This is a genomic window from Pseudonocardia endophytica (genome assembly GCF_004339565.1).
Classification (GTDB): domain Bacteria; phylum Actinomycetota; class Actinomycetes; order Mycobacteriales; family Pseudonocardiaceae; genus Pseudonocardia; species Pseudonocardia endophytica.
Genome location: NZ_SMFZ01000002.1, coordinates 319,180 through 331,780, shown reverse-complemented (window position 1 = coordinate 331,780; position 12,601 = coordinate 319,180). Strand labels below are relative to the sequence as shown.

At 71.9% G+C, this 12,601-nt stretch carries 12 protein-coding genes; 1 reads left to right on the top strand and 11 read right to left on the bottom strand.

Annotation, left to right across the window (positions count from 1 at the left end; translation table 11 throughout):
• Positions 1 to 3: 3 nt before the first annotated feature.
• From EV378_RS20365 to EV378_RS20325, 9 genes are all read right to left on the bottom strand, one after another.
• Positions 4 to 960, bottom strand: coding sequence for an MsnO8 family LLM class oxidoreductase (locus tag EV378_RS20365; RefSeq protein ID WP_132428690.1), 957 nt, complete (start codon positions 958 to 960; stop codon positions 4 to 6).
• A 150-nt stretch (positions 961 to 1,110) separates the two neighbouring features.
• On the bottom strand, positions 1,111 to 1,497 hold the full coding sequence (locus EV378_RS20360) for a cold-shock protein (RefSeq protein ID WP_132428688.1): 387 nt from the start codon (positions 1,495 to 1,497) through the stop codon (positions 1,111 to 1,113).
• A gap of 185 nt (positions 1,498 to 1,682) precedes the next feature.
• Positions 1,683 to 3,362 (bottom strand): AMP-binding protein, encoded by a 1,680-nt coding sequence (locus EV378_RS20355; RefSeq protein ID WP_132428686.1) that lies wholly within the window; start codon positions 3,360 to 3,362, stop codon positions 1,683 to 1,685.
• Between the two features lie 176 nt (positions 3,363 to 3,538).
• Positions 3,539 to 4,171 carry a hypothetical protein gene (locus EV378_RS20350; RefSeq protein ID WP_132428684.1) on the bottom strand — a complete coding sequence of 211 codons (633 nt, stop codon included), beginning with the start codon at positions 4,169 to 4,171 and terminating at the stop codon, positions 3,539 to 3,541.
• Positions 4,161 to 5,654 (bottom strand): WXG100 family type VII secretion target, encoded by a 1,494-nt coding sequence (locus EV378_RS20345; RefSeq protein ID WP_132428682.1) that lies wholly within the window; start codon positions 5,652 to 5,654, stop codon positions 4,161 to 4,163. The genes EV378_RS20350 and EV378_RS20345 overlap by 11 nt, the downstream gene beginning before the upstream one ends.
• A 3-nt stretch (positions 5,655 to 5,657) precedes the next feature.
• The gene (locus EV378_RS20340) at positions 5,658 to 6,224 is read right to left on the bottom strand and encodes a type VII secretion target (protein WP_132428680.1); all 567 of its coding nucleotides are present in this window, start codon (positions 6,222 to 6,224) and stop codon (positions 5,658 to 5,660) included.
• Positions 6,221 to 6,550, bottom strand: coding sequence for an SseB family protein (locus EV378_RS20335; RefSeq protein WP_132428678.1), 330 nt, complete (start codon positions 6,548 to 6,550; stop codon positions 6,221 to 6,223). The genes EV378_RS20340 and EV378_RS20335 overlap by 4 nt, the downstream gene beginning before the upstream one ends.
• Before the next feature lie 157 nt (positions 6,551 to 6,707).
• Positions 6,708 to 7,316 (bottom strand): hypothetical protein, encoded by a 609-nt coding sequence (locus EV378_RS20330; RefSeq protein WP_132428676.1) that lies wholly within the window; start codon positions 7,314 to 7,316, stop codon positions 6,708 to 6,710.
• A gap of 22 nt (positions 7,317 to 7,338) precedes the next feature.
• Positions 7,339 to 8,772 (bottom strand): WXG100 family type VII secretion target, encoded by a 1,434-nt coding sequence (locus tag EV378_RS20325; RefSeq protein ID WP_132428674.1) that lies wholly within the window; start codon positions 8,770 to 8,772, stop codon positions 7,339 to 7,341.
• A gap of 107 nt (positions 8,773 to 8,879) precedes the next feature.
• On the opposite strand from EV378_RS20325, the gene serS reads away from it, so the two are divergent.
• The gene (gene serS, locus EV378_RS20320) at positions 8,880 to 10,148 is read left to right on the top strand and encodes a serine--tRNA ligase (protein ID WP_132428673.1); all 1,269 of its coding nucleotides are present in this window, start codon (positions 8,880 to 8,882) and stop codon (positions 10,146 to 10,148) included.
• Between the two features lie 16 nt (positions 10,149 to 10,164).
• Here the strand turns inward: serS and EV378_RS20315 are convergent, their stop codons facing one another.
• Together EV378_RS20315 and EV378_RS20310 are read right to left on the bottom strand one after the other, a co-directional pair.
• Positions 10,165 to 11,811: a phospholipase D-like domain-containing protein gene (locus EV378_RS20315; RefSeq protein ID WP_132428671.1), complete on the bottom strand. Its 1,647-nt coding sequence runs from the start codon at positions 11,809 to 11,811 to the stop codon at positions 10,165 to 10,167.
• A 9-nt stretch (positions 11,812 to 11,820) separates the two neighbouring features.
• A complete protein-coding gene (locus EV378_RS20310) occupies positions 11,821 to 12,573 on the bottom strand; it encodes a hypothetical protein (protein ID WP_132428669.1) in 753 nt (250 codons plus the stop codon).
• Positions 12,574 to 12,601 lie beyond the last annotated feature (28 nt).

The following is a 12,601-nucleotide window of genomic DNA, read 5'->3' as shown; positions in this document are numbered from 1 at the left end:
GGGTCAGGGCACGTGCCCGGTGACGCCGGACAGCACGGCGGCGAGACGGGCGTCGGACTCGGCGAGCGCGTCACCGTCCCACGTCGACGACGTGACCAGCAGCTCGTCCGCACCGGTGCGCTCGACGAGCTCGTCCAGGCGCTCCGCGACGGTGTCCTCGTCCCCGACGATCGTGCGTTCCAGAGCCCTGTCGACGACGGCACGTTGCCGCTCGGTCGTCCGGCGCCCGGGGTCCGGTGGTTCCAGGGGCGGGAACTCACCGGTCGTCCGTGCCGCGGCCAGCGCCCACGCCTCCGGCAGCGCCAGCTCCGGATCCCCGATCAGCACGTCCGCGGACACGACGACGTACGCGTCGTCGCCGGCGCGGGAGCGGTAGCCGTCCAGCGCGGCGCGGTCGTCGAGCACCGGACCACCGACGACGACGGGCAGCCGTAGGTCGCCGGCCACCCGCAGACCGGCACCCGTGGCCAGCACGAACAGGGGCGGTGCCTCGGCCGGCCGGGGCCGGACGGTGACCGGTCCGGTGCCGTCCAGATAGGAGCGCAGCTCGCGCAGGTCGGCGGCGAACGCCGTGTCGTCCCAGCCGTCCTCGCCGTCGCTGCGCAGGGCTCTGCGGACCGGCTCGGTGAAGGCGGGTGTCCGGCCCACCCCGACGTCGATCCGTCCCGGGTGCAGCGCGGCGAGCGTCGCGACCTGCTCGGCCACGACGAGCGGCTGGTGGTTCGGCAGCATGATCCCGCCGGAGCCGATCCGGATCCGTTCGGTCGCGGCGGCGACGGCGGCCATCAGCACGGTCGGCGCACCGCTGGCGATCCCCGGTACCGCGTGGTGCTCGGCGACCCAGAACCGGTGGTAGCCGAGACGCTCGGCCCGCTTCGCCCGTTCGACGGTGCGGGTCAGCGCCGCGGGATCCGGCTCACCGGCCCGCGTCCGCGAACGGTCCAGCAACGACAGACGCACGCAGGAGTCAACGACCGCTACCGAACCGGAATTTCCACCCGGACGCACACCCGGCCCGGCCGGCGCACCCCTCGCCGGCGTGCCGCACCCCTGGCCGGCGTGCCGCACCCGTCGCAGCCGGTGCGGCACGCCGAGGCGGGGTGCGGCGGGTCAGCCGTCCAGGTCGCGTGCGACGGCGCGGACCACCTCGGCGGCCAGCTTGCAGGTCTTGCGGTCCGGGTAGCGGCCGTGCCGCAGCTGCGGCTGCACCCGGGACTCCAGCAGCCGCATCATGTCCTCGACGAGACCGTGCAGCTCCTCGGCCGGGCGACGAGCGTTCTCGACGGCGGACGCCTGTTTCTCGACGACCCGCACGGACAGCGCCTGCGGGCCGCGACGGCCCTCGGCCATCCCGAACTCGACGCGCTGGCCGGACTTGAGCGCCTCGACGCCCGACGGCAGAGCCGCCTTGCGGACGTAGACGTCCTCGCCGCCGTCCTGGGAGAGGAAGCCGAAGCCCTTCTCCGCGTCGTACCACTTCACCCTGCCGGTGGGCACCTGCGTCCTCGCTTCACTGAACTGCTGCACTGCGTCGGTCGCGACACTGCTGCACGACAAACGCGCCCGGATGCCCGTGGCCTTCCGGACGCGCGTGTCCGACATGCTAGACCGGATTCACCCGTCGGCGCACGAGAGTAGCGCGAGCGGAGCTCGCATCGGCGCTGTCGATGCTCGCTCCGTGATCAGGCGTTCTGCACCGACGCCGCGTCACCGAGGCCGAGCTGGTCGACCGTCTTCTCCCGCATCTCGACCTTGCGCACCTTGCCGGTGACCGTCATCGGGAACTCGTCGACGACCATCACGTAGCGCGGGATCTTGTAGTGGGCGAGCTTGCCGGTCGCGAACTCGCGAACGGCCTCGGCGGTCAGGTCCGCGGCACCCTCACGCAGCTGGACCCAGGCGCACAGCTCCTCGCCGTACTTGGTGTCCGGAACGCCGATGACCTGCGCGTCGAGGATGTCCGGGTGGGTGTAGAGGAACTCCTCGATCTCGCGCGGGTAGATGTTCTCGCCGCCGCGGATGACCATGTCCTTGATCCGGCCGGTGATGTTGACGTAGCCCTCGTCGTCCATGATCCCGAGGTCGCCGGTGTGCATCCACCGGGCGCGGTCGAGCACCTCGGCCGTCTTCTCCGGCTGGTCCCAGTACCCGAGCATCACCGAGTAGCCGCGGGTACAGATCTCACCCGGTGTCCCGCGCGGGACGGTGCTGCCGTTCTCCGGATCGGCGATCTTGACCTCGAGGTGCGGGTGCACCCGCCCGATCGTCGACACGCGGCGGTCCAACGAGTCGTCGGCTCGGGTCTGCGTGGAGACCGGGCTGGTCTCGGTCATGCCGTAGCAGATCGTCACCTCGGTCATACCCATGCGCTCGACGACCTGCTTCATCACCTCGACCGGGCACGGCGAGCCGGCCATGATGCCGGTGCGCAGGCTGGAGAGGTCGTAGGAGTCGAACTCCGGGTCGTTGAGCTCGGCGATGAACATCGTCGGGACGCCGTAGAGCGACGTGCACCTCTCCTGCGCGACGGCTTTCAGCGTGGCCTTCGGGTCGAACCCCTGCGCCGGGATGACCATCGTCGAGCCGTTCGTGGTGCAGCCCAGGTTGCCCATCACCATGCCGAAGCAGTGGTAGAAGGGCACCGGGATGCACACCCGGTCCTCCGGCCCGTACCCGCACAGCGACCCGACGTAGTAGCCGTTGTTCAGGATGTTGTGGTGGGACAGCGTCGCGCCCTTGGGGAACCCGGTCGTCCCCGACGTGTACTGGATGTTGATCGGCTCGTCGGCGGACAGGCTCGCCTGGATCTCGGCCAGCCGGATCCGGTCACCGGACGCGCCGGACTCGACGAGCGCGTCCCACTCCGGCGACCCGATGATCACGACCTGGCGCAGTTCCTCGCAGTTGCCGCGGACCTGCTCGATCATGTCGGCGTAGTTCGAGGTCTTGAACTCCCGTGCCGCGACCAGCACCGAGATCCCGGCCTGCTTCAGCACGAACTCCAGCTCGTGCGTCCGGTACGACGGGTTGATGTTGACCAGGATGACGCCGATCTTCGCCGTGGCGTACTGGACCAGCGTCCACTCGGCCATGTTCGGCGCCCAGATCCCGACCCGGTCCCCGACCTGCAGACCCGCCTCGAGCAGCCCGCACGCGACCTTGTCGATCTCCTCGCGCAGCTGCACGTAGGTCCATCGACGACCGGTCTGCACCTCGACGAGCGCATCCACGTCCGGGTACGCGGCCGCCGTGCGATCGAAGTTGTCGCCGATGGTGTCGCCGAGCAGCGGGGTGTCGGAGATCCCCGACGCGTAGGACGGGACGACGGGGGTTCCTGCACCGGGGGTCTGGGCGGAGGTCACTTCGCTGGCTCCTCGTGACTGACTGCGCGATCGACGTCACATCCTGTCCCTCCGATCCCCGAACTGCCAACACCGGGGCGATCGGCGACCCCGATCCCCGCCGAGATCGCACCAGTGGCGGCTCCGGACCGCCGGGAACCACCATGAGTGCGATCTCGACCGGTCCGGGGCGGCGGTCAGCCCACGACCTCGACCTCACCGGGCTCGAAGTGGTCGCCGGACGTCAACTCGGCCATCACGTCCTCGGCGGACACATCCGGATCGCGGGCGAGGACGGCCGTGGCTCGGAGATCGTCCGGCCACCAGTGACCGACCACCGCGACGTCCCGACCACTCCGCAGCCGAAGCACGGCCACCTGCACGTCGATGCCATCCGGTCGAGGCCGCGGCAGCAGGTGCGTGTGGATGCGGCTCTCCACCTTGGGCACGCTGAGCCGGATCACTCCGACGACCCGCGCCTCTGTGTACTCGGACCACGAGTCGGGCGACAGCGCGCGAAACAGCGGCACCGGCCACGGGCGCATCGCGTCGAGCCGTTCGACGATCCGCCGGAGGTGGGCCCGGAAGTCCACCTCGGACAGCACGCGTTCGAAGCGCGGATCGCCGGACCAGGTCGCCAGGTCCGCATCCGAACCAAGAGCCTCCAGCAGACCTGCGTACTCCTCGTCCGCGCTCATCCCCATGACCGGCCGGAAGAGCAGCGCACGAGCGTGCCGCAGTGCCAGTGCCTCGTCGAGCGCCTCCTTCCTGATCACATGGCGGATCTTGTGGACGACCTCTCGCGCAGGCCTGCTCAACTCAGTCACCATGTCGCCTCACCTCCGTCTCGCCGAGGTCGACCCCCTCGTTCCGTAGGTAGTCCACCACTTGGTCCAGGCATTCGGCCGGCGGTGCGTAGTGACCGCTCTCCTCGGACAGCACGGTCACCCGACCGTCCACGGCCGAGATCTCGCCCGCCCCGGCTACCGGGGCACCGGCCAGCAGGCTCGAATGATGAATCCGTCCGACGTCCTGCTCGAGCGAGACGTACAAGTTGCCCTTCGGGTCCATGACGAAGATCGCCATCGGCTCGTCCGGGGACCAGAACGATTCCCCGCCGTCCGAGTCGAAACGCTGACCGTCGCTGTCGTAGAGCAGGCCGTCCCGAACGGTGAGCCGAGCCTTCTCCCGCCGCGCGTCGTCGAAGTACTCCACCCGCTGCCCGGGGAACACCGGGGAGCGGCCGTACTGCTCACCCCGATACATCGGTCCGAGCTCCGCGCGGGCCGGGAGGTCCGGCGAGTCCTCGGTCTTCGGTGGAGGTCGTTCCGGAGGACTCGTGCCACTGCCCGCCTCGGCGATCGCACGTCCCGCCGACATCCGCGGTGACGCCGCGGCCGCTTCGACCTGACGCCCGAGACCACCGGTCGTCGCGGACATCGCGAGTCCCGGGACCAGGCGTCCCAGAGCGGTCGCCGGATCCGATCCCCACCCCGTCCCGACGGCACCCTTGACCAGCTCCGCCGGATGCAGTTGCGCCGTCACCGCACCGGCCGCGACCGAGGACACACCGTCCACGTAGGACGCCGGATGCGTGAGGTTCCACGGGTCGAGCGGGTTCACGGTCCGGGCTGCCCGCACGGCGTCCTCGACGCCGTCGCCGATGCCGTCCAGGAGTCGCCCGCCCTCGGCCAGCCCGTCCACGAGCTCCGCGCCCGCCTGCGCGAGCGTCGACGGCGGGTCCGGCGCGGACGCCGCGGCCACCTGCACGACCTGTGCCGCATCGGCTCCTGCCTCGTCGCGGTCCCGGCGCGCGGCATCGAGCATCGCGGTCGCCTGCTCGATCATCGGCACACCCGGGTCGGTGAAATCCGGCAACGGTTCGGGTGCCGGGCCGCCGGTCGTGGTCGCGGCCGCGAGGCGCGTGTCGAAGTCCGCGACGGCGGCGTCGCGCTCCCGCACGGCCGCCTCGGAGGTCCGGCGTCCGGCGCGGTACAGCTCGACGGCCCGTGCCGCCTGCTCCCGCGAGCGCCGCACGGTCCTGCGGTAGGCGTCGTAGGCGGTGGCCGCGTCGGAGAACGCGTCGGCGCCGGCGAACCAGCGGACCGGGGACTCGTCGAAGCGCTCCCGGAACGCGTCCGCCGCGTCGCCGGTCCACTGGCCGGTGTCGATGTCGCGCAGTCCGTTCGCGGTCCGGTCCAGTGCGGCGCCCAGCGCGCGCAGGTGCTCGACGACGCCGTCGACCGCCGTCAGGTCGGCGACGACGAGCGCCTCCGGATCGGCGGACTCGGCGAGCCCTGGTTCGGCGGCCACCGGTCACTCCACGATCTCGTGCAGCGCGTCGAGCTCCGGGGCGTACGGGTTCTCGCCATCGGCCCAGCGCAGGACCCGGTCCGTGCCGGTGTCGAGCACGTCCTTGCCGACCGCCGACCAGGTGTCCGCCATCGACCTCCCGGCGTCCGACCAGGACGAGTCCGGGGAGTCGTCGCGCAGGATCTCCTCCGGCGTGCGCCGCGCGGCCTGCTCCGGGTCGGCGCGCGGATCCCCGACGGCGTCGGAGAGCAGCCGGGAGAACAACGACCCGGTCTCCGCGTCGGCGTTCTCGTAGGCCTTCGACGACTCGCGCAGGCCCTCCGCCATCTCCGTGCCGGACTGCACGAGCGCGCGCACGCCCCACTCCCACCGCTCGCAGAACGTCGCGAACGCGGCGGCGAGCTCGTCGTGCCCGACCTGGTCCGGGTCGAGCTCCAGCGCCGCGACGCCGCGGCCTGCGCCGGCACGACCGGCCGTCGTCAGCGTCCCGAGCTCACCGACGAGCCCGTCGATGCCGTCGGCGGCGTCCCTCATCGCGGCCGGCGCGGCCCGGTACCCGGACGCGGTCACGACGTGCACCCGGCCGGGAACAACATCGGCCTGCGTCCGCCGAGGTCGACGGCGACGCCGTACGCGAGGTCGGTCAGCTCGGTGCCGCGCACGCGCCGGTAGGTCCACTCGTCGTCGCCCCCGCCGCGGGCCGTCGCGAACCGGGCGAGACTGCGTGACGAGGTGAACGCGCAGATCCACACCAGCCCGCGGTCGGCGACGCACATCGGGAGGTCGCCGTCGACCAGCGGGACGAGAAGCTCGGACCCACGCAGCGCTGCGGCGAGCGCCTCCGGGCAGGGGACGCCGTCGTGATAGGCGTCGATCTCGCTGGTCAGCCAGCTCATTGCACTCCCTCGCTGCGCTCGGTCGGCGCTTCGCGCGGGCGCTGTGTCGACGATTCGCTCGCAGGCTCGCTCATCGGTAGCTCCGCACCCGACGAGGATCGCGACCGTCGGGTCGTCCCGCGGCGATTCCGACGAACCGTTGGCAACCGCGAACGCCTCAGCGCAGGATCTGGCACTCCTCGGGATCGAATGTCGAATCGGACGTCAGCTCCGCGACGATCTCGGCCGCGGGGACGTCCGGATCGCGCGTCTGCACGGCGACGAAGTCGTTTCCGTCGTCGGGAAACCAGTCCCCGACGAACGCGATCTCCCGGCCGCTGCGCAGTTCGACGACCGACGCGCAGTACTGCGAGCCGTCGGCGAGATCGACCGGAAGCAGTGCCCGATGGATCCGGCTCTGGACGTCGAGTACGTCGACAAGGAGCCGCGCGATCGTCCGGGAGCTCGCGTAGGACCTCTCGTAGATCTCGACGGGCAGCACGCGGATCAGCGGCCGGGGCCACGGCCGCATCGCGTCGAGATTCCGGACGATGGCTCTCAGGTAGTCACGGAACCGCGCTTCCGGGATCGGCGTCCCCTCCGCCCGGGGATCGCCCGTCCAGGTCGACAGTCGGTGGTCCGACGCCAGTGCCTCGAGCAGGCCGTCGTACTCCTGCTCGATCGTCATCCCGGTCAGGGGTTCCCAGATCAGGGCCCGCGCCATGCGGTGCGCCAACGCCTCGTCGAGGGGCCGGTAGTCGACGGCGAGCCGGATCCGGTCGGTCACGACGAAGGCGTCGGTACTGAGGTCACTCGCCCCAGCGCTGGAGCGTTCCACCATCGATGTTCAACCCTTCCTGGTGATAGAGGTACCGGATCGCCTGCGTGATGCAGTCCGCCGGCGGCGAATAGTGGCCGCTGCGATCGGACAGGAACGTGACCTTCCCGTTCACCACACCGATCTCCCCCGCACCCGCGACCGGGCCGCCGCTGAGAAAGCTCGAATGGTGCAGGGCGCCCTTCTCCTGCTCGTTCGACGCGTACAGATTGCCTTTGTCGTCCACGACGAAGATCGAGCGATCCTCCGACTCGCTCCACACCGAGCCGCCCGGCGCCGAGTGGAACGGCCTGCCCCGCCCGTCGTAGAGCAGCCCGTCGTGCACGGTCAGCCGGTGCCGCTCCAACGCCTTGTCGGAGAGGTAGCGCACGTTGTGCGGCTTGGCGAGACCCTCCGCCTCGCCACGCTCCTCACCCCGGAATCTCGGGTCCATGGAGGCCCGGACCGGCAGCTCCGGCGCCGTCTCGGTCTTCGCGGGTGGCCGGACCTTCCGGATCGCCCTGGCCGCCGACCGCTCCGCGACCGTGGTGGCGATCTTCCCCGACCCACCGGTCGCGACGGACAGCGCGAGACCCGGGAGGAGCTTCCCCGCCGCGTGCCCCGGGTCCGACCCCCATCCCGTCCCGACGGCCCCCTTCACCAGCTCCGACGGGTGCAGGTTGGCCTGGACGAGACCGGCCGCCGTCGACGAAACACCGTCCACGTAGGACGCCGGATGGGTCACGTTCCACGGATCGATCGGGTTCAGCATCCGGGCGGCCCGGTAGATGTCCTCCACGCCCTCGCCGATGCCGGGCAGCACACGCCCGACGTCGGAGAGCAGGTCGGACGCCTCGACTGCCGCCCGCGACCAGCCGGACGGCGGGTCCGGCGCGGACGCCGCCGCCGAGGCGACCGCCCGTGCCGCATCGGAGCCGGCCGCGTCCCGGGCGGCCCTGGCCTGCGAGAGCAGCGCGACGGCCTGCTCGACCATCGGCACACCCGGATCGACGAACGTCGGCGGCGGAGCGGACGCGTCGAACACCGTCGCGTTCCGTTCGCGCACCGCCGCGTCGCTGGCCGCGACGCCCTGCCGGTAGAGCTCGGCCGCCTCGCCCGCCTGCTGCCGCGCCTGCCCGACGGCCCCGGCGAACCGGCGGCACGCGCCTGCCGCGTCGGCGAACGCGTCGGCTCCGGTGAACCAGGCGCGGGGCGACTCGTCGAACCGCGCCCGGAACGCGTCCGCCGCGTCGCCGGACCACTGCCCGACCTCGATGCCCCGCAAGCCGCGGGCCGTGCGCTCCAGCGCGCCACCGAGCGTCTCCAGCTTCCCGGCCATGGTCGCCACGGCAGGCAGGTCGGCGACGATCAGCGCGGCTGGATCGCCGGTCTGGTCGAGACCCGGTTCCGGGCGCCGCGGGGACACCGGGACAGGCTCGTCGGCGGACGGGTCCGCCACGGCCGGACGACGACGTGGTTCGCAACTGTGAACGGGCCCGAATAGCGCTCGCACGGTGGCGATACGCTCGACCGATGCACGACCCCCGCGTCCTGCTGGACCCCGCCACCGACGCCGTGCGCAAGCTCGCCCGGCGCGGCTTCACCCTGGACACCGCGTACCTGGAGAAGGTGCTCTCCGGCCGCAACGCCGCCATCGGACGCGGCGACGACGCGCGCGCCGAGTCGAAGCGCCTGTCCGCCGAGGTGAAGACGGCGTCCGCCCAGGACCGGCCCGCACTCGTCGGGCAGTCGCGGGACCTGAAGTCGACGGTCTCGGAGGCGGACGCCGAGCGCGACCGCCTGGACGCCGAGTTGACCGAGTACCTGCTCGGCATCCCCAACCTGCCCGCCGACGAGATCCCGGACGGCACCAGCGAGGCCGACGCCGAGATCGTCCGCACCTGGGGCGAGCCGGTCGAGATCGAGGGCGCGAAGGACCACGTCACGGTCGGCGAGGCCGTCGGCATCCTCGACCTGGCGCGGGCGACGAAGCTCTCCGGCCCGCGGTTCGCCGTGCTCACCGGGAAGGGCCCGAGGCTGGAGCGGGCGCTGTCGCGGTTCTTCCTGGACCTGGCGACCGAGCGCCACGGCTACACCGAGTTCTCGGTCCCGACGCTGGTCAACCGCGAGGCGGTGACCGGAACCGGGCAGCTGCCGAAGTTCGAGCAGGACCTGTTCAAGACCGGCGTCGCGGACCGGGACCTCTACCTGATCCCGACGGCCGAGGTTCCCCTCACGAACCTGCACGCCCGCGAGACGCTGACCGCGGAGGATCTGCCGCTGGCGTACACGGCGCACACGCCGTGCTTCCGCTCGGAGGCCGGCAGCTACGGCAAGGACACGCGTGGCCTGATCCGGCTGCACGAGTTCTCGAAGGTCGAGCTCGTGCGGGTCGTGCGCCCTGAGGAGTCGCGCGCCGAGCTGGAGCTGCTCGTCGGGCACGCCGAGACCGTGCTGCAGGAGCTGGGTCTCGCCTACCGCGTCGTGAAGCTGGCCGCCGGCGACACCGGGTTCTCCTCCGAGATGACCTACGACATCGAGGTGTGGCTGCCCGGCCAGGGCCAGTACCGGGAGATCGCGTCGGCCAGCGACTTCGGGCAGTTCCAGGCCCGACGGGCCGGCATCCGGACGAGGTCCAAGGACGGCACCCGCGGGTTCGCGGCGACGCTGAACAGTTCCGGTATGCCGATCGGACGCACGCTCGTCGCGATCCTGGAGCAGGGCCAGCAGCCCGACGGCAGCGTCCGGATCCCGGAGGTCCTCGTCCCGTACTGCGGATTCGACACGCTCGAGCCGGCCTGAGTCGGGAGATCCCGCGCTACCGCCCGGAGCTCCCGCGCGCGGCCTGGGCGCCGGACTGCGCGGCCCGCGCGGCCGCACGGGCACCCTTCGCGGCGCCCCGGGCGGCGCCGGACGCGGCGCGCTGGAACGGGCGCGGCGAGGGCTCCGGCCACGGACCGACCGGCACCAGCACCCGTTCCTCCGGCGCGAACCCGGCCGGGTACCCGTCCCGCCGCCACGTCCCGGCCGGGGCGTCCGGCGGCAGCCAGTACGGGTGCCAGATGCCGATCGCCAGGTCGATGTCCTCCAGGAACGGGCGCAGCTCGTCGGTCAGCGGGGTGCGCAGGTGCTCGGCCCACAGCCGGACCCGCAGGTCGCGGACCTGGGTTCCGGTCGTGACGAGCACTGTGGACAGTTCGGTGTCGGTGCCGCGCATGGACCGGGAGAAGAAGTTCGCCGACCCGACGGACGCGAACACGTCGTCGACGATCATCAGTTTGGTGTGGACGGTCAGGCCCTCGATGCGGTGCATCATCACGTTGCCGCGGTCGGCGGGCTTCAGCTTGTCGATCACGCCGCGCTGGATGTCGCCGGTGACGCGGCGGCGGAACTTGTTGACGCCCCCATCGGCGGGGTCCTTGCGCCCCGAGCAGACGAGCACGATCTTCACGCCGCGCTCGGCCGCGTCGCGCAGCAGGCCGTAGAGGCGGAACGCGCGCCGCCCGCCCGGCGCCTCGTAGAAGTACTGGTCCTCGAGGTAGATGAAGTGCCGCGCGGCGCGGATCGCGGTGGACAGCGCGTGGAAGACCTCGTGCACGCCGCGGCGCGGCAGGATCTCCCAGTGCCTGCGGTACAGCGCGAAGTACTGGTCGATCTTCCACGGCCGGAACGAGCGCAGCACCTGTACGGCCGTACCCGGCGACTCGTGCGGCGGCGCGGCCGGAGCAACCGGGAGATCCGTCAGGAACGGTTCCGGGTTCATCACCTCCCATCGCGCTGGCGGGAACCAGGTCGTGCGCTCCGGCAGCGACGCCGCCTCCATCCACCGTCCCCTGTAGACCTCCCACACGCGGGTGGCGGCCGGGCCGCGGAGCCGGACGGCGCCGTCGTGCCAGCCCCAGCGATCGTCGGAGATGGACAGACGGTCGTGCGGCTCGGCGTCGTAGCGGTTGGCGGACAGGTCGAGCCCGCCGACGTACGCGGTCAGCTCGCCCCCGACGTGCAGCACGACCATCTTCTGGTGGTGGCAGCCGATCCCCGCACCGGACCAGTCCAGCAGCACCCGCGCGCGCAACGACGGGTGCCTGCGGAACGCGATCGCGGCGAACACGTTGGCGCGGAACGGGCCGATCTTGACCAGTGGCACCGATCCGGAGAACACCGCGGCGGTCAGCAGGATCCGCACGTCGACGCCATCAGAGGCCTTGCGCGCCAGTACCTCGCTCAACGGCTCGTACCCGGGTTCACCGGGTCGGAGCCCGGACAGGTCCATGTCGGACTCGATCTGCAGGCCGGTCGCGAACACGCTGTCCCCCGGCCCGGCCCGTTCGATCAGGGACCGGATCTGCGCGAAGTACTCGATGCCGTCGACGACCGGGACCCACTCGCTGTCCTCGACGAACGTGGGGCACGTGTCCGTCGACGGCCGGAGGTACCGCTCCTGCAGGCGGCGCAGCGCGTCCATGTCGCGAAACTATCCGTGCCGGGCCCGGTAGGACGCCGTGGCCCGCCCGAACTCCTCGACGATCGTCGCGCGAGGCACCACCGGGCACGTCATGCAGTAGTGCTGCTCCCGGTCCCGGTTCACCGACGTGCGGAACGCGAGGCAGCACGTGTTCCGGTCGGTGTACATCCAGGACTCACCGTCCACGTCGACGGCCTCGATCCCGACCGTCCCGGTGCACCCGGGCACGGCGGCCAGGACGGCTGCCGCGTCGTCGACGTACCGGGCCCGGTCCGGTTCCGGCCACGACAGGTGCAGGAACGTGTTCGCGACGGCGTTGGCCATCGCCCCCCGCAACGTCCGCTGCCCGACGCGGGTGAGTCGCGCCAGCGTGTCGGCCGCCGGTTCCAGCCCGGCCCGCAGGGACGCGGCCACCGCCTGCAGGTCCCCGCCGGATACGGGCGGCTGCGCGAACGCCAGCCGGCGCAGCACGCCGTCGTCGACGAGCGCGCTGACCGCGGACGGACGGCCGTCGAGCACGGAGCCCTGCCGCACCCACGCCGCGACCACCGGAGAGGCCAGGCGCAGCGCGAACTGCTCGAACAGCAGCGACGCCGCCACCGACGCCGACGATGCCCCGCGACGTGCGGCGACGGCGTCGAGCACGGCGGGGAGCCGGTCGCCGAACAGGTCACCGCACGCGATCCACCCCGGCTCGTCGGGCACGCCGAGCTCGGCCACGAACCGGTCGCCGAGTCCGTGTCCGTCCGCGAGCACCTCCACAGCAGTGAACGGTAGATCCCTACCCTCG